17 protein-coding genes and 1 riboswitch are annotated in these 17,149 nt (G+C 63.5%); of the genes, 8 read left to right on the top strand and 9 right to left on the bottom strand.

Features of this window, described 5'->3' with window-relative positions; genetic code table 11:
* Positions 1–202: 202 nt before the first annotated feature.
* Positions 203–310: riboswitch (TPP riboswitch) on the top strand.
* 22 nt (positions 311–332) lie between these two features.
* From F3W81_RS17000 to F3W81_RS16980, 5 genes are read left to right on the top strand one after another with little or no spacing between them, the layout of a single operon-like run.
* Positions 333–911, top strand: coding sequence for a Ykof family thiamine-binding protein (locus F3W81_RS17000; RefSeq protein WP_264298875.1), 579 nt, complete (start codon positions 333–335; stop codon positions 909–911).
* A gap of 38 nt (positions 912–949) precedes the next feature.
* Positions 950–1,717 carry an ABC transporter permease gene (locus tag F3W81_RS16995; protein ID WP_193080472.1) on the top strand — a complete coding sequence of 256 codons (768 nt, stop codon included), beginning with the start codon at positions 950–952 and terminating at the stop codon, positions 1,715–1,717.
* Positions 1,704–2,438 carry an ABC transporter ATP-binding protein gene (locus F3W81_RS16990; protein ID WP_193080470.1) on the top strand — a complete coding sequence of 245 codons (735 nt, stop codon included), beginning with the start codon at positions 1,704–1,706 and terminating at the stop codon, positions 2,436–2,438. The genes F3W81_RS16995 and F3W81_RS16990 overlap by 14 nt, the downstream gene beginning before the upstream one ends.
* Positions 2,439–2,442: 4 nt before the next feature.
* On the top strand, positions 2,443–3,423 hold the full coding sequence (locus F3W81_RS16985; RefSeq protein ID WP_193080469.1) for an ABC transporter substrate-binding protein: 981 nt from the start codon (positions 2,443–2,445) through the stop codon (positions 3,421–3,423).
* Positions 3,420–4,640: an NtaA/DmoA family FMN-dependent monooxygenase gene (locus tag F3W81_RS16980; protein WP_193080467.1), complete on the top strand. Its 1,221-nt coding sequence runs from the start codon at positions 3,420–3,422 to the stop codon at positions 4,638–4,640. The genes F3W81_RS16985 and F3W81_RS16980 overlap by 4 nt, the downstream gene beginning before the upstream one ends.
* Positions 4,641–4,726: 86 nt before the next feature.
* Here F3W81_RS16980 and minE read toward each other — a convergent pair whose 3' ends face one another.
* The 8 genes from minE to F3W81_RS16940 all read right to left on the bottom strand — a co-directional run bounded on the left by minE (position 4,727) and on the right by F3W81_RS16940 (position 12,059).
* On the bottom strand, positions 4,727–5,029 hold the full coding sequence (gene minE / locus F3W81_RS16975; RefSeq protein ID WP_193080465.1) for a cell division topological specificity factor MinE: 303 nt from the start codon (positions 5,027–5,029) through the stop codon (positions 4,727–4,729).
* On the bottom strand, positions 5,026–5,883 hold the full coding sequence (gene minD / locus F3W81_RS16970) for a septum site-determining protein MinD (RefSeq protein ID WP_193080463.1): 858 nt from the start codon (positions 5,881–5,883) through the stop codon (positions 5,026–5,028). Before minD ends, minE begins: the two co-directional genes overlap by 4 nt.
* Positions 5,880–6,653 (bottom strand): septum site-determining protein MinC, encoded by a 774-nt coding sequence (minC, locus tag F3W81_RS16965; RefSeq protein WP_193080461.1) that lies wholly within the window; start codon positions 6,651–6,653, stop codon positions 5,880–5,882. Before minC ends, minD begins: the two co-directional genes overlap by 4 nt.
* 746 nt (positions 6,654–7,399) lie before the next feature.
* The gene (locus tag F3W81_RS16960) at positions 7,400–8,455 is read right to left on the bottom strand and encodes an L-idonate 5-dehydrogenase (protein WP_193080459.1); all 1,056 of its coding nucleotides are present in this window, start codon (positions 8,453–8,455) and stop codon (positions 7,400–7,402) included.
* Positions 8,456–8,466: 11 nt separating this feature from the next.
* Positions 8,467–9,741: a TRAP transporter large permease gene (locus F3W81_RS16955; RefSeq protein WP_193080457.1), complete on the bottom strand. Its 1,275-nt coding sequence runs from the start codon at positions 9,739–9,741 to the stop codon at positions 8,467–8,469.
* A gap of 1 nt (position 9,742) precedes the next feature.
* Positions 9,743–10,243 (bottom strand): TRAP transporter small permease, encoded by a 501-nt coding sequence (locus F3W81_RS16950; RefSeq protein ID WP_193080455.1) that lies wholly within the window; start codon positions 10,241–10,243, stop codon positions 9,743–9,745.
* Between the two features lie 105 nt (positions 10,244–10,348).
* Positions 10,349–11,326, bottom strand: coding sequence for a TRAP transporter substrate-binding protein (locus tag F3W81_RS16945; RefSeq protein ID WP_193080454.1), 978 nt, complete (start codon positions 11,324–11,326; stop codon positions 10,349–10,351).
* Between the two features lie 34 nt (positions 11,327–11,360).
* Complete coding sequence (locus F3W81_RS16940) at positions 11,361–12,059, bottom strand: GntR family transcriptional regulator (RefSeq protein WP_193080452.1); 699 nt, start codon at positions 12,057–12,059, stop codon at positions 11,361–11,363.
* Positions 12,060–12,206: 147 nt separating this feature from the next.
* Here F3W81_RS16940 and uxuA point away from each other — a divergent pair, with 147 nt between their 5' ends.
* From uxuA to F3W81_RS16925, 3 genes are read left to right on the top strand one after another with little or no spacing between them, the layout of a single operon-like run.
* On the top strand, positions 12,207–13,421 hold the full coding sequence (uxuA, locus tag F3W81_RS16935) for a mannonate dehydratase (RefSeq protein ID WP_193080450.1): 1,215 nt from the start codon (positions 12,207–12,209) through the stop codon (positions 13,419–13,421).
* Between the two features lies 1 nt (position 13,422).
* Positions 13,423–14,874 (top strand): mannitol dehydrogenase family protein, encoded by a 1,452-nt coding sequence (locus F3W81_RS16930; RefSeq protein ID WP_193080449.1) that lies wholly within the window; start codon positions 13,423–13,425, stop codon positions 14,872–14,874.
* Positions 14,871–15,776 (top strand): sugar kinase, encoded by a 906-nt coding sequence (locus tag F3W81_RS16925; RefSeq protein ID WP_193080447.1) that lies wholly within the window; start codon positions 14,871–14,873, stop codon positions 15,774–15,776. The genes F3W81_RS16930 and F3W81_RS16925 overlap by 4 nt, the downstream gene beginning before the upstream one ends.
* A gap of 561 nt (positions 15,777–16,337) precedes the next feature.
* On the opposite strand, the gene F3W81_RS16920 is transcribed toward F3W81_RS16925, so the two are convergent.
* On the bottom strand, positions 16,338–17,072 hold the full coding sequence (locus F3W81_RS16920; protein WP_193080446.1) for a pseudouridine synthase: 735 nt from the start codon (positions 17,070–17,072) through the stop codon (positions 16,338–16,340).
* Positions 17,073–17,149 lie beyond the last annotated feature (77 nt).

Raw genomic sequence — 17,149 nt, 5'->3', positions numbered from 1 at the left:
ATGAGACGTCTTAAGGGAAAAGGGCGAAAATATTAAAATAGTGCATTAAATTCAGCGCTGTGAAGCGCGTTTGACGTGAAGATATTCGCCGGAATATCTGCGTCGCGACTCGGCGCATAGGGAATGCGTCGGCAGGGGCACCTCAGGCCCCCATGCCCGACGCGTGGCTTGACACACTTCGGCACGCGCTCCTATACAGCAGGACGATATCCAGGGGTGCTCCTGCCGGAGCTGAGATGCGCGAAAGCCGCGCGAACCCTTCACAGCTGATCCGGATAATGCCGGCGGAGCGAGGGACCATGTTCATAGGCGCGCAAGTGTCACTGTATCCGATGACGTCCGATTTCGTGAATGTCATCACCTCGGGGCTTGCGGCCCTGACCCCCTATAAAGACAACCTGCGGATCGAGACGGACGACATGTCGACCCTGATGGTCGGCGCGCCGGAGCCGCTGTTCGACGCAGTGCGCGATCTGTTCGCCGCCAGTGCGCGGCTGCCCGATCATGTCACGATGCACGTCACCTTTTCGCGCGGTTGCCCGGGTGAACCTGACGACCCCACGTGCCGCTGCGAGACGCTGACCCAGGCGCAGGATCAGTCGCTTGAGGAGCGTAAGGGGTTGTCGCTGGAGGCCGTGCGCGCGGCGCCGGTGCTGGGGGTCGAGATCGACATCCAGTTCTCGCTTTATGTGCTGGGTCAGGACCGCCACATGGACGAGATCTATGGCTGCATCGACTTCCTGAAGACCTCGGGCACCTTCCTGAAGTCCAAGAACTTCTGCACCCGCCTGAGGGGCGATGCCGGGGCCGTGTTCGAGACGGTGCGTCAGGCCTTCCTGCGGTTTGGTCCGGCGGCGGGTCACGTCACGATCGACCTGACGGCCTCGGCCAACAGCCCCAGCCGCCGCTGATCCGCCCTTAGCGCAACCCGTTCGCGTCCGGAGATGTCATGCAGTCGCTGCGACACATCCTGCCGACCCTTCTGCTTGCCTCAGCGCTTTTGCTGGGGTGGCAGCTTTATTGCATGATGTCGGGTGTTTCGGCGTTGGTGCTGCCTGCCCCGACCGAAGTGCTGCGCGCACTGTTTGTCGAGCGGGCGCGGATCGTACCGCATGCGCTGAGCACGATCTGGGTGGCGAGCCTCGGGTTCTCCATGTCGGTTCTCTTCGCCTTTGCCGCCTCGGTCGCGCTGCATTTCAGCCCGTGGTTTCAGCGCGGCCTGATGCCGCTGCTGGTCGCAAGTCAGACCATTCCGCTGGTCGCGCTGGCGCCGCTGATGATCCTGTGGTTCGGCTTCGGGCTGCTGCCCAAGGTGCTGCTGGTGATCCTTGTCACCTTCTTTCCGATCCTGATCAGCCTGCTGTCGGGATATGGTCAGGTGCCGCAGGCCTACCTCGATCTGCTGACCTCGATGCGGGCGGGCCGCTTGCGCATTTTCCGGCGTGCGACGCTGCCGATGGCGCGGGCGTCGTTCTTTGCGGGACTGAGGATTTCGGCCACCTATGCCATCGTCGCGACGATCTTCGCCGAATATGCCGGGGCGCGGCAGGGGCTGGGGATCTACATCCTGACCGCCAAGAACAGTTTTCGCGCAGATCTTGTGTTGGCCGCCGTTGTCGTGTCGGCCTGTCTGACCCTGCTTCTGCTGGGCGCGCTGCGCGGGATTGAACGGCTGACCGAGCCGGGCCATCGGAGGGCGCGTCATGCTGAACGTTGAGGGGCTGACGATCCGGGTGGGCGCGCGGGCGATTGTCACCGACTTTTCCTGCACACTCGAGCAGGGGCGGATCACCTGCCTGATCGGGCCGTCGGGCTGCGGCAAGACCTCGGTGCTGAAGTGGCTGGCGGGTATCCTGCCTCCCGCTATCACCGCGGACGGAGCCATCACGCTGGATGGTCAGCCCATCGTGCGTCCGCATCCAGACCTTGCCTATCAGCCGCAAAGTGATGCGCTGTTCCCTTGGCTGAGCATCGCGGGCAATGCCGCGCTTGGGCTGGAAATGGCGGGGCGGTCGCGCAAGGCAGCGCGGGCGGAGGTTGTCGCGCATTTCGGTGCCTTTGGTCTGGCGGGGTGCGAGGACCTGTACCCCGAGCAGATTTCGGGCGGGATGCGCCAGCGCGCCGCCTTCCTGCGCACCATCGTGCAGGACAGCCGCTTCGTGCTGCTGGACGAGCCGTTTTCGGCGCTGGATGCGGTGACGCGGCTCAGAATGCAGGACTGGCTCTGCGCCCGGCTGGAGGCGTCGCCGCGCGGCGTGCTCATGGTCACCCATGACCTGCACGAGGCGACACAGATGGCCGACCGCATCCTTGTGATGTCCGCAGGTCCCGGGCCCTTGGTCGCTGATATCCCCATCCTGACCCCGCGCGAAAGCCGGACCGAGGCCGCGCTGGCCGAGACCCGGACCCTGTTGAAATCCCTGCTTCTGGAGACCTGATCCGATGATCCGCACTCTGCTTCTTGCCACCTGCCTGACCCTGCCGATGACGGCCGAGGCACAGGAAAAAGTCACCATCGCCCTCGATTGGGTGCTGAACACCAACCACGTCGGGCTGATTGCCGCGCGCGACAAGGGGTTCTACGACGACGCCGGGCTGGAGGTGGAGATCCTGCCCTATTCCGACACCAGCTCGACCGCGCTGCTGGCGGCGGGGGTTGCGGATTTCGCCTATATGACCTCGCTCGGGTTCATGAGCGCGCGGGGGGCGGATGCCGATATCACCGCGCTTTGGGCGACGATGCAGCATGAGACCGGGCGGCTGGTCTACAACAGCAACAACCCCGAGATTACCCGCCCCGCAGATCTGTCGGGCAAGACCTATGCGGGTTTTGGCACCGTCTGGGAGGATGCGCTGATCGGCACGATGATCCGCAACGACGGCGGCGATCCGGTCTATGACACGGTGACGCTGGGCGCCGGGGCCTATGAGGCGCTGGCGACGGGACGCGTCGATTTCACGCTTGAGGTCGCCACCTGGGAGGGCGTGAACGGCGAACTGCTGGGGCGCGAGCAGTCGTCCTTTGCCTATGCAGACTACGGCATCCCGGATCAGCAGAACGGCTATATCGGCACCCGCGCCGAGGTTCTGCAGGACGATCCCGAGAGGGTGGCGGCCTTTATGCACGCGACGCAGGAGGGCTACGCCTGGGCCGCCGATCACCCTGACGAGGCCGCAGAACTGCTGATCGCCGCCGGCGATTTCCCGAACCCCGAACTGGTGCATGCCTCGATGCAGAGCATCGTCGCGGGCGGCTATCTGCGCGACGGCGATACGCCGGTCGGCAAGATCGACGCGGATCGTTTCTCCGGCATGGCGCGGTTCCTGTTTGACAGCGATGTGCTGCGCGGCGCGGACGGGGTGGCGCTGGAGTGGCCCGGTGACGTGTCGGGCTGGTTCGACCAGAGCTGGATGACCGAGTGATCCTGAACGCCGTCCTTTTCGGGCACGGCAGTCACGAGGCCGCATGGCGCAGCCCCGGCATGCCCGCGACGGCCCCACTGGAGCTGTCGCATTGGCTGGAGTGCGCGCGGGTAGCCGAGGCCACCGGGTTCGACGGGCTGTTTCTGGGCGATATCCTGTGTCTGCAGGATCGCCCGGAGCATCATCCGCCGGAAACGCTCGACCCTCTGATGGTGCTGGCGGCGCTGGCGGGGGCGACGCAGCGGCTGCGGCTGACCGGCACCGCCTCGACCAGCTTCAACCATCCCTATCATCTGGCGCGGCGGCTGCTGACCCTCAGCCATCTCAGCGGCGGGCGGGCGGGCTGGAACATCGTGACCTCGTCTTATCCGCAGGAGGCCGCGCTGTTCGGTTGGGACGCGATGCCGCCGACAGCCGAACGCTACGCCCGCGCCGAAGAAGTGGTCAGCGCGGTCAAGGCGCTCTGGTCAAGCTGGGACGGAGTTGCGAGACAGGCCGACAAGGACAGCGGGCGCTGGCTGAGCACCGCGCCGCCTGAGGTGCAGCTGTCGGGGCGGTTCGGGCGGATTGACGGGGCGCTCAACCTCTCGCCTGCGCCGTATGGTCGCCCGTTGCTGGCGCAGGCGGGGTCTTCGCCGGAGGGCATGCGGTTTGCTGCACGCCATGCCGATCAGGTTTTCACCGTGCAATCGGAGATCGAGGGCGCAAAAGCCTTCCGCCGTGAGATTCACCGGTTGGCCAAGGAAGCTGGCCGGTCGCCCGAGGAGATCTGCGTTCTGCCCGGTCTAGTGCCCTTCGTGGCCGAAACGCGGGGGGAGGCCGAGGCGCAACTGGAGGCGCTGACGGAGCGTGTCGGCATGGACCACATCCTGCGCAAACTCGAACGGTTTACAGGGCTGAGCCTTGCCGGGCACGACCCCGATACCCCCCTGCCCTTCGAGACGGGTGCGCTGCGCGGGAATGATTTCAGCAATTCGCGGGCGCATCTGCTGATCGATCACGCGCAACGGGAGGGTCTGACGCTGCGGCAGCTCGCCGCGCGCTTTGCTGCGGGCCGGGGGCATCTGCTGGTGGTCGGAACCGGGCGCGATGTGGCGGAAAGGATGCGGGAGTGGGTAGACGCGGGCGCGGCGGATGGCTTCAACGTCATGGCGCCATTGCTGCCCTCGGGGCTGCAGAGCTTTGCGGTGCAGGTCATGCCACATCTGCGGCGTTGAAACGGCTCCGGGCAGCGGAGGGCGATCTTGCCAACCGACGGGCGGCCCAAAGGCCAACCCGTCGGCGATTGCTCTGACCCGTGAGGTCAGGACTTTGCGGGTTTCGAAGTCTGCGCGCCGGACTTCTTCTGCTCTGGCGTCGGCATCTCGATGTTGATCTCAAGACTGGAGATATCGTCCTTATGCTCCACCCGGATATCAACGTCGTCTTCCGCTATCGTCATGTATTTGCGAATGACTTCCAGAATATCCTGCTGCAGCTTCGGCAGATAATCCGGCACCTGAGAGCTGCCACTGCGCTCATGCGCGAGCAGGATCTGCAGCCGGTCCTTGGCTGTCTGCGCGGTTTTGGGACGACGCGGTTTGAGCGAAAAACCAAACAAGCTCATGCAGACCGCCCGAAGATCCGGCCAAAGAGACCCGGTCGCTTCTCGTTTCCAATACGCATTTCGACCTCCTCGCCCAGCAGGCGGGCCACGGCATCCTCATAGGCGCGCGACGCCGCCGAGGGCTCGTCCAGAACGACGGGCGTGCCGACGTTCGAGGCACGCAGCACGGCGGGGCTTTCGGGGATGACACCAAGCAGCGGCACGGCGAGGATTTCCAGCACGTCCTCGATGGTCATCATCTCGCCCGCGTCGATGCGGCGTTGATCATGACGGGTCAGAAGCACCTGAGCCTTGACCTCATCGCCACCGGTTTCGGCGCGTTTGGTCTTGCTGGACAGAAGCCCGAGAACCCGGTCGCTGTCGCGCACGGAGGAGACTTCGGGGTTGGTCACGACCACGGCTTCGTCGGCAAAATACATCGCCAGCTGGGCGCCACGCTCGATCCCGGCGGGGCTGTCGCAGACGATGTAGTCGAACTCTTCCTTCAGTTCGTTCAGCACCTTCTCGACGCCGTCCTGCGTCAGGGCATCCTTGTCGCGGGTCTGCGATGTCGGCAGGATCGACAGCGTGTCGAGCCGCTTGTCCTTGATCAGCGCCTGTTTCAGGCGCGCTTCGCCCTGAATGACGTTGATGAAATCGAAAACCACACGGCGTTCGCAGCCCATGATCATGTCGAGGTTGCGCAAACCGACGTCAAAATCGATGACGACGGTCTTGTGGCCACGTTTCGCCAGAGCGGCGGAGATGGCCGCCGCCGAGGTCGTCTTGCCCACGCCTCCCTTGCCAGAGGTGATCACGATCACCTTGCCAAGCGGCGCCTTGTCTTTTAGCGCCTTGTCTTCAGTCTTTGTCATTCAAACCTCTCAATGCAGAGTTTTTCGTCTTCGAGATGGATCTGAACGCTATGGCTGCGAAACTCTGCGCCGATCTTCTCGCTTGTCTGGAATAGTCCCGCGATGGCCAGAAGCTCAGCCTCCAGCCGATGACAGAAGATCCGGGCGCTGGTGTCGCCTCGTGCCCCTGCCATGGCCCGGCCCCGCAGAGTGCCGTAGATGTGAATATTGCCCGCCGCCACCACTTCGGCGCCGGACGCGACAGAGCCGACAATCGTCAGGTCGCCATTTTCGGCCACGATCATCTGACCCGAGCGCACCGGCCTGTTGATGATCCGGTTTGCAGGCGCCCGTGGCGGATCCTTGATTTCAGGGCTCGGCGCATCGGCAGACTGCTGTGGCGCGCTGGCGCGCTGCTTGTCCAGGGGGGCATCCCGGCCGATCTGCAGGGGGATCAGGCCGAAGGCTTCGGCCAGCTCGCGCTGCTGCGCCGTGACGTTCTGAACGCCGAACAGAAGCAGGCCCTTGGCGCGGATCGCACCGATCACTTCCCGTAGCAGATCGCGGTCCGCAAGCTCTGGCACCCGCTCGAAATCCAGCACGATCGGCGCACCGATCAGCAGGTTGGGGGCCGAGCTCAGCTTCTCGTCCAGCGCCGCAAAGAAGCTCGCATCCGGTTGCGCCATTTCTATCCTGAGCGCGACCGCAGTCAGAAACCGCCCGCGCAGCTGAAATGGCTCCGTCACTGCCGGGCCGCTGACGGGGCGGCTGGCTGCATCATGGTTTGGCACGCGAAACTGTGCTCCTGCTCATTAATCCTGCGCGCCGGGCACGCATACTGATTTTCTCGGGTTTAGGGTAATGGGCGCGATGCACTACCCGTTTTCCTTGTCCTTGGCATCTGTCGGCAATCCTTTGCCGTCAATAGGCAAAATCACTCAGACAGGCAGCGCTGCGTGGTGACGTGGTGACAGGCCGCAAGACTGATCAGCTGTGGAGGCCGCTGACCTGAGCCTGATCGCCAGAAGAACTGGCATGTCGTGCAGGGCGGGTCAGACGGCTTTGCTACGCCGCAATGAGTGGCATGCGCATATAGCAAATGGTGACCACGACGGGTTTCGAACCAGTCACCTGCCCCTTGGGAGGTGGCATCTGCCCCATGAAAATAAAGGAACTCAGCCCAAAACGCTGCTCCGATCTTGCCGGTGTTCGCAGGTATTTCATGTTCGGGCAGGTTCAACGAACCAAAGAGCATACCCCTTTCATAGCTGGACGAGCCCCCCCCGCAGGAACGCGCCGGATGCTGGAGCAATTTGAGGGCCCTGCGCCCTGCACGCCTGACCAAAGCCAACCCGCGGATTACCACTCTCAAGCCGGCAGACTCTCATTATCAGGGTGGGACGAACCCGAGGCACGTCGCGCTCCCAGCCCTTGCATGAGACTCGTGCCATGCGCAGGAAGCAGACACCGGATTGTCGGGGAATGCCTTTGCCCTGGGCGGGCCGGTCCACGTTTCGTGCAACCGGCCCGCAGGATGTCAGTCAAAGGTGATCTGCACCTTCACGGCCTTGCCGCGGTCGGTGGCGAGTTCCATCGCGATCACGGCATCAGCAATCGGCAGGCTGTGGGTGACGATGGGTGCGAGAACCATTGCCTGCGTGTTGATCAGCTCGACCGCCTGGCCGAACTCCTTGTCGAAGCGATGCGTGCCGATCAGGTTGATCTCCTTCGAGACCAGCAGATTGAAGGGGACAGGCGTATCGCCCATCACGCCGACCTGAACGATGGTGCCCATCGGCCGGGTGCAAAGGATGGCCGAACGCAGCGCGGGCTGCGCGGCCGAACATTCAAACGCGATGTCGAAATACCCCTTCTCGGCCTCGTATTCCGTCAGGTCGGCGCCATGGGTTGCCACGTTGACCGTACGGGTGGCACCGACGTCCTTCGCCACGGCCAGCGTCGCATCCTGAAGGTCGGTTACGACGATTTCCGAGGCGCCGAAGTGCTTGGCCAGCGCGACGCAGAGCGCGCCGATGGGGCCTGCCCCGGTGACCAGAACGCGCTTGCCCTCAAGCGTGCCCGCAACCTCCAGCGCGCGGGTGATTGCCCGGCGGCAGACGGCAAGCGGTTCGGACAGTGCGGCCTCGGCCATGGGGACGCCCTCGGCGATGGGGTAGCATTGCGCGGCCCCGATGGCGATGCGATCCCGGAAGAAGCCCTGTTCGTGCGGCATGAACATGGCTGACCCCTTGAACCGCATGTTCAGGCAGTGCTGATGCGCGCCTTTTTCGCAGAAGGAACATCTGCCGCAGGGGTGCGACGGGTTCAACGCCACGCGCTGGCCGACGGACAGCCCCTCGACGCCTTCGCCCAAGGCGGTGATCGTGCCGGCCGCCTCGTGGCCGATGATGATCGGCTCCTGAACGCGGATCATCTCTCCGATGCCGCCGTGGGTGTAGTAGTGGATATCCGAGCCGCAAATCCCCCCCGCGCCAATGGCCACGACGACTTCGCCGGGGGCCGGTTCGGGATCAGGCAGGGTTTCGACGCGCAGGTCGCGTTGGCCATGCAGGCGGGCGATACGAATGGACATGGAGGCTCCTGTCAGTTGAGCAGCGAGGGCAGCCAGGTGCTGAAGAATGGAACGTAGGACACCAGCATCAGCACGATGAGGTTGGTCAGGATGAACGGGGCGATGGCCTTGGTCACCTGCCACAGGGACACGCGACCGATGTCGGCGCAGATGAACAGGCAGACACCAACGGGCGGCGTGGTCAGACCGATCATCAGGTTCAGCACTGCAAAGACGGCAAAGTGCACTGGATCGACGCCCACGCCGACCGCAAGCGCAAGCAGCGGCGCGAAGAGGATGATCAGCGCGGCGATGGTCTCCATGAACATGCCGACGAACAGCAGCACGAGGTTGATCAGAAGGATCACGAGGAACTTGTTGTCGGTGATCGACAGCACGCCACTGGCGATGGTCTGTGGAATGCGCTCGGACACGAGGATCCAGCCAAAGACATTCGCCAACCCGACAAGGGCGAGGATCGCCGCGGCAGAGATCGCGCTGTCGATGACGATGCGCGGGACATCCCGAACCTTCAGCCCCTTGTAGACGAAGGCGCCGACGACGAAGGCGTAGACGGAGGCAACGATTGCCGTCTCGGTCGGCGTGGCAAAGCCAATCAGCAGGCCGCCCACGATGAAGGCGGTCATGGCAACGGCCCAGAATGCGCCGAGGAACGCGCTGCCCAGTTCACCGAAGCCCTGCCATTCCTGCTTGGGGAAGTTCTTCTTGCGGGCAATGATCCAGGCGGTGATCATCATGGCAACGCCCATCATGATGCCTGGCAAGGCCCCCGCGATGAACATCTTGCCGACCGAGATGCCCGACAGGGTGCCGACGATGATCATCGGGACCGAGGGCGGGATGATCGGGCCGACCGTGGACGAAGCGGCGGTGATCGCAGCAGAGAAATCCGCTGGATATCCGGCCTTCTTCATGCCGGGGATCATCATGCCACCGATAGAGGCCGCGTCGGCGGCTGCGGTGCCGGAGATGCCGCCGAACAGCATCGAGGCGGCCACGTTGGTCAGGCCCAGCCCGCCACGCATCCAGCCAACCATGGCCTGTGCCAGTCGCACGATGCGCGATGTGATACCGCCAGCGTTCATCAGGTTTCCGGCGAGGATGAAGCCCGGGATGCAGAGCAGCACGAAGCTGTCCATCCCCGCGTACATCTTTTGCGGGATCACCACGAGCGGCATGCCCTCATAGAGCAGGTACGCCATGGAGGACACGCCCAGCGTCACCGCCACGGGCAGACCTATGACCAGCCCGCCAAGGAAGCAGCCCAGAAGGATCGTCAGTTCCATATTATTGGTCCTCTTGCAGGCGTTCGGGCCTGCCGTCCGTGGTTCCGGTCAACATGCCGATCACGCGCAGGGCGGAAAACAGGCTGAGTGAAATCAGAGCCACCAGCACGGAGGCATGTATCCAGTCCATCCGCACGCCCAGGGACGGTGCCGTCTGCCGTGCGCCGATGGAAACGTAAAACCAGGTCGCCTTGATCAGCACCAGCCCGAAGCCACAGGTGATCACCGCGCAGACAAGCCGAAGAATCCAAGGCAGCCGACCAGGCAGCAGCTCGGACACGATGTCGACGTTCACGAGGTTGCCGGATCGATAGCTCAGCCCAATACCAAAGGCGGCCAGGTACAGCAGCGCGAAACGCGTCAGTTCTTCGGTCCAGACGACCGAAGTGATAAAGTCGGACCGCCCTGCAAGCTGCAAGAGCACGGCGATGATGATGACGCCAAAGCTGATCCCCGTGGCGATGCGGGCGAGGCCGGTCAAAGACCAGATGATGCGCTGCATGGGAAACCCCGTTCATGTTTCAGGAAGAGGCCGGAGGGTTCGCTGTGAACCCTCCGGCCCCGTGGAGCGGCCGCCAATGGGGAAAGGCTGGTCCGCTTTAGGCAATCAGTCAGCGAAGAGCTGCTCGACCTGCGGGCGGATTTCCTCGGCGACGGAACTCAGCACAGCCTCCTTCGCGGCGGCGGCGAAGGCAGCGTTGTCGACCTCGACGAACTGCATGCCAAGCTCTTCGAGCTGGGTCTGCAACTGCGCTTCTTCCACCAGGAACTGCTCACGTTCCCATTTCTGGGTGCGCGAAGCGGCTTCCATCACGGCCTGTTGATCTTCTTCGGACATCTGGCCCCAGGCCATTTCCGAGATCGTCAGGTAGATCCACGACCGCACGTGCTGGGTCTGGTTCACATAGTCCTGCACTTCGTTGAAATTCGCGGACTTGATGAGAGCCAGCGGGTTTTCCTGTGCATCGATGGTGCCGTTCTGCAGCGAGGTGAAAACCTCGGAAAAGGCCATCGGCGTCGGGCTCGCGCCAAGGGCCTGCCACACGTTCAGGAACAGAGGCACGTTCGGGACGCGCATCTTGAGCCCCTTGAGATCCTCAACCGACTTGATCGGGCGGTTCGAGGTCAGGTTGCGCGGGCCGCGGGCAAAATAGGCGATCGGGCGGATGCCGACCTTTTCGATGATCTGCTGTTCGATCTGGTCACCCAGTTCGCCACCGGCCACCGCGTCCATGTCCTCAAGCGAGGTATAGCCGTAAGGGATCGCCAGCAGGGCTGCCATCGGCGCCCAGTTCTGCAGGGATTCACCGGTGATCGTCATGTCGGCGGTGCCAAGCTGCATGCCGTTGATAACGTCCATTTCCTTGCCGAGCGTCTCGTTCGGGAAGACCTCGACCGCGATCCGGCCTTCCGTAAGGGCCTCGACCTCTTCGGCGAATTTCTCGGACGCCTTGTTCCAGATATTATCTTCGTTGGCCGGGTGGCCAAGCTTCAGCGTCATGTCTTGGGCAAAGGCTGCGCTGGAAAGAGCTGCAGCTGCGATACCGCCGAGCATGAGGGCTTTCAGGGTTTTGGTGACGAACATGGTTTCCTCCCGTTAATCGTCTTGGTGGTCCCGATCAGCCCTGTGGGGCGTCGAAGTAATCGGGGTAGGCTTCGCGGATTGCGGGCAGGTCCTGCAGGATCATCTGCAGGTGGCCACGCATTGCTTTCTGCGCTTTGTCGCTGTCACCGGCTTCGATGGCGTCAACGACGGCGGAGTGTTGTTCAATCAGGTGCGCCAGCGCGAATTTGGTCGACGTCATCTGGCGGACGCGGTCCATCTGGGATTTCAACCCGTCGATCACCGTCCAGGCATTGGGATGCCCGGCGGCCTCGGCAAGCGTGCGGTGGAATTCGTCATCCAGCGGCACGAAGGCCGAAGGGCGGTCATCCGCCAATCGCTTCTGCACCGCGATCTGGTCACGCAGCTCCTGCACCAGACCTGCGGGGGCGCAATCGGCACAGGCCTTGACGATATCGGCTTCAACGGCCTCCCGAACGAAGCGGGCATCCATGACGGCTTCCTGAGAGATCTTGCGCACATAGGTGCCCCGTTGTGGGCGAATCTCCAGCAGGCCTTCTTCAGCCAACTTGATAAACGCCTCGCGGACCGGCTGGCGGGACAGGCCGAACGTTGCCCCAATCTCGGATTCAGACAGGCGCATGCCGGGTTCAAGCTGATTGCGCACGATGCAGAGCCGCAGAATGCGGGTCAACTGCGGCCCCACGGGGGCCGTTGAGTCGATCTGCGCACTATTCAGAAGCTCGATGCTCATCTCTGTCTCCTACCGAGGAAATGCATAACTGCATACTTCCATACTAGTCAACATACCAATTGGATGCTATCGATCACAGCCGTAATGTCCGCCGCGCTCGCTTTATTGCGGCGTGGCCCGACCGAAGTCTCAAGGGGAGGAAATACCATGCGACAGACTTGGCGCTGGTTTGGTCCACAGGACCGCGTGAGCATTGACGACATGATGCAGGCAGGCGTTGAAGGCGTGGTTTCGGCGCTCCATCACGTCCCCACCGGATCCGTCTGGACCCCCGAGGAGATTGCGGCGCGCCAGAACCTGATCGCCACCCGGCGGGATGGCCGCCCGTCCTCCCTGACCTGGGACGTCGTGGAATCGCTGCCGGTGTCCGAGGACATCAAGAAGCAGAAGGGTGATTGGAAAAACCACATCGCCAACTGGAAGACTTCGATGCAGCATCTGTCGGATGCCGGGATCGACGTAATCTGCTACAACTTCATGCCCGTGCTGGACTGGACGCGCACCGATCTGGCCTGGGAACGGCCCAGCGGTGCACGTTGCATGCGCTTCGACCTGATCGACTTTGCGGCCTTCGATATCCACATCCTAGAACGCCCCGATGCTGCCAACGGCTTTCCCGATGCGGTGGTGGCCGAGGCGGCAGAGCGGTTCGCCCGGATGGACGACGCGCGCAAGGAACAGTTGGCGGGCAACGTGGTCTTCGGCCTTCCGGGCGCTGCCGAGAAATTCACGCTGGACGACGTCAAGGCGCATCTGGCCGAGTACGACAAGATCTCGGAGGCGCAGCTGCAATCGAACATGATCGACTTCCTGTCCGAAGTCGCACCCATGGCCGAGGATCTGGGGATGCGCCTTTGCTGCCACCCTGACGATCCGCCCTTCCCGCTGCTGGGCCTGCCGCGGATCATGTCGACCGAAGCGCATTACCGGAAAATCCTTGATGCCGTGGACCTGCCATCAAACGGCGTGACGCTGTGCACTGGTAGCCTTGGGGCGCGGCCCGACAACAACCCGGTCGAGATCTTCAAGGCGCTGGCAGATCGCGTGCATTTCCTGCACCTGCGCAATGTCAGCATCGAGGGCACCGAGGTCATGAATTCGCTCTACGAGGACGAGCACCTCTCTGGCCACACCGACATGGTGGCCATGGTGGCGGCTGTTGTTGCCGAGGAAGCCCGCCGCAAGACCGAGGGGCGTGCGGACTGGTCGATTCCCTTTCGCCCGGACCACGGTCAGGACATCCTTGATGACATCGGCCGCGAGGCCCAGCCGGGCTATCCGGCCATTGGGCGCCTGAAAGGGCTGGCGGAGCTGCGCGGGCTTTACCGTGCGTTTCAGCACCCGCTGATCGCAGGCGCCTGAAATGCGACTGACCTCGATTGCGCAGGTGCCCGACGCCCTGCACCCCGGCTATGACCCTGCGGGTCATGGCGTGGGGATTGTTCACCTCGGCCTCGGCGCCTTTCACAAGGCGCACCAGGCGGCGCTCACCGATCTCGCGCTGACCGCCGGGGGCGGTGACTGGCGCATCCTCGGGGTATCGCTCCGCTCGCCCAAGGCCTCGCAAGAACTGGCCCCGCAAAACGGCCTGTTCACCCTGATCGAAAAAGGGGCCGAAGGCTCTAGCGCCCGCGTGATCGGGTCTATCGCCGATGCGATCTGCTCTGCCGGAGATCCCGAGCCCACCCTGCACGCCATGGCCGCCGAGGGCACGAAGATCGTTTCGCTGACAGTCACGGAAAAGGCCTACGGCCTGAACCGCGCCACCCTCGGCTGCGATCCAAAGCACCCCGCCGTGGCGGCTGATCTGGCAAACCCGCAGGCGCCCCAAGGCGTGCTGGGCCTGCTGACCGAAGCGCTGCGCCGCCGTCATGCGGCCGGCCTCGCGCCGTTCACCGTGCTGTGTTGTGACAACCTGCCGGAAAACGGCACCCTGTTGCGCGGTGCAGTGGTGGACTTTGCCCGCAAGGTCGACCCGGCGCTGGCGGACTGGATCGCCGCGACTGTGGCCTTCCCCTCGACCATGGTGGACCGCATCACGCCCGCCGCGACGGACGCCACCCTTGCCGAGGCACAGGCCCTGACCGGCACCGAGGACCATGCCGCAGTCGAGACCGAGCGCTTCGTGCAATGGGTCGTCGAGGACAATTTTCCGCTCGGGCGTCCCGCATGGGAAGCCGCTGGCGTGATCTTCACGAAGGATGTCCCGGCCTTCGAGGCGATGAAGCTGCGGATGCTGAACGGCGCGCACTCCATGCTGGCCTATGCAGGCTTTCATGCCGGGTTGCCGCTCGTGCGTGACGTGATGGCCCATGCGCCTCTGGCCGCATTGGTGCACCGACATTTGGCCGCCGCCGCCGCGACCCTGCCAGCAATTCCGGGCATTGATCTTGCTGCTTATGCGGCAGCGCTCGCCGCGCGGTTCGAGAACCCAGGCATCGCGCATGAGACCTTCCAGATCGCGATGGATGGGTCCGAGAAAATGCCGCAACGCATCTTTGCCGCGGTCGAAGACGCCCGGACCCGCGGCGTGGATATCCGCCCCTTTGCCTTCGCCACTGCGGCATGGGCACGGCATATCTCGATGGCGACGCATGACTGCACGCCCTACGAGCTGCGCGATCCGCGCGCCAAGGAACTGCGCACCATGGCCGAGGGCAAGGAGGCGGACGCGATCGTCACGGCCCTGCGTGCGGCGTCCTTCATCCCGGCGGCCCTGTCTGCCGACATGGCGTTCTGGACCACGGTTGAAGGCATCCTAGCCGAAATGTTGTTCGAGCCCATGATCGACGTCATCGCCAGAGAGGCAACATGAGCCGGTTCCTGTCCATTGGTGAATGCATGCTGGAGCTGTCCGGCGCGGGGGATGACCTCTGGCGGATGGGCATCGCGGGCGACACGCTGAACACCGCGTGGTACGCGCGCGCCTGCTTGCCCGGCAGCTGGCAGGTGGCCTATGGCACCTGTATCGGGCGCGATCCCTTTTCCGCGCGCATCCCTGACTTTCTGCAAGCGAACGGGATCGAGACGGACCGTATCCAGATCCACCCAACCCGCTCCGTGGGCCTTTATGCCATATCGCTGGACAAGGGCGAGCGCAGCTTCGCCTACTGGCGCAGTGCGTCGGCCGCCCGGACCCTGGCCGATGATCTGCAACAGCTCGAGACCATGACTCTTGATGCGCAGGTGATCCACGTCTCGGGCATAACGCTTGCGATCCTGCCGCCTGAAGGACGGCAGCGGCTGATCCAGGTCATGGCGCGGCGGCGGGCCGAAGGAGTCACCGTCTCACTCGATCCGAACATCCGCCCGGCCCTGTGGGAAGACCTCGACACGGCAGCAGAGGTGCTCACGCAAGCCGCCCGTGCCGCCACGGTCATTCTGCCAAGCTTCGATGACGAGCATGCCTGCTTTGGGGATGCGACACCCGGCGCAACGCTGACGCGATACGCCGCCCTCGGAGCGGATACGGTCATCGTCAAGAACGGCGGCGGCGAGATCCTTGCCCTGCATGACCGACAGACGCACGAATTTGGGGACCTTGGCCGCGTGACGCCTGTCGACACGACCGGTGCCGGGGACAGCTTCAATGGCGCTTGCCTCGCCGCTCTGGCAACCGGAAGCCCGCTGCCCCATGCCATCGCCGCCGGCCATGCCGTGGCCGGCAAGGTGGTGACCCGCCGCGGCGCCCTTGTTCCAATGGAGGACATCGGCTGAACGCAGGAGCCGGCGGGCGATCGCCAGTCGCGCCAGCCTGAACCAGATTCGGATAGCCGAACTGGGTCGGCTGGAAGGCCTGGCACCCAGGGGCGCTGACTTCACACAACCCGCGCATGGCCGGTTCGGCGCAGCTGCATGACAGCTCACGAAATGCAAACGTTCGTCTGGTTTAGACCCGAAGCGTCTGGCGATGCGGGAGCAGATGCGCCGGGAGACATGTCTGCTCGCTGTGCATCGCCGACGGCAGACACTGCATGACGCTCGACCGCTCCAAGCCCATTTGCGACCTTAGCGCGCGGCGCAGCGTAGAGCGGCGCGTCGGGCATGAAGGGCGGTGAGCTGCCCCCCGCAGGCGCGGCCCTTCAAACTCCCCGTTGTGTGGAAGCGGACATTCAGCCGACCGACACTCGGCTCTGGCAACAGTTGGCGCAAGGACGGAAACTGTGTGCAAACGCCTAATTATGTTATGTTTTTCAAACCACAGAAAAACTATGGGCATGACCCCCACAGAGATGGATGTCCTTTAACCACACACGTTCAGATCACCCCACCTTCGGCTTACTGAAAGATCAAGGCGATCTCTTCTGCACTCAGCAGCTTCCACTGACCGGGAGCCATGCCCTCAGGCAGTGACAGACCGCCCAGACGTTCGCGGTGCAGTTTTTCGACGTGGTTGCCTGTGGCAGCAAACATGCGGCGCACCTGGTGGTATCGGCCCTCGGTAACACTAAGGAGGGCTTCGGTTTCCGAGACCACGTCCAGCTCGGCAGGAGCCAGCGGCTTGTCCTCGCCGTCCAGCATCAATTGGCCCGAGGCAAACAGCTCGCCTTCGGTGCCATCGAGCGGGCGGGCCAGCGTGGCGCGGTAGGTTTTTTTGACGTGGCGCTTGGGGCTGATGACACGGTGAAGCAGGCCGCCATCATCGGTCAGCAACAGAAGACCGGACGTCTGCTTGTCCAACCGGCCGATGGTCGAGATCGCCGGATCACGCCGTTTCCAGCGCTTGGGCAGGATGTCGTAGACGAGAGCACCGTCTTCCTTGTGCGAACAGGTCATGCCCAAAGGCTTGTTCAAAAGAATGACCATGCCCGCGACGGGATCGAGCGCCTCGCCGTCGATCTCCATGCGGGTCGGCAAATCTGGAGTGACAGGGATGCGTTTGGTGACGTCAAGAAGCTCGGCAGCGTCCAGAGTGATACCGCCAGCCTTGGCCATTCGCGCCATTTCGGTGCGCGAACCATAGCCCATGGAGGACAGGAGCTTGTCGACGCGGGAGGTGGGAATCTTAGCCATTACTTTTGGTTTCTCAAGTAGCTCAAAGGGCCCGCCCGCAGCATCGCAAGTGCTGATCTAATGCTCAAGATATGCCA

It is taken from the genome of Pseudooceanicola spongiae (genome assembly GCF_014899185.1).
GTDB lineage: Bacteria > Pseudomonadota > Alphaproteobacteria > Rhodobacterales > Rhodobacteraceae > Pseudooceanicola > Pseudooceanicola spongiae.
The sequence above is the reverse complement of the archived record's forward strand: the minus strand, read 5'-3'. Positions and strand labels throughout refer to the sequence as shown.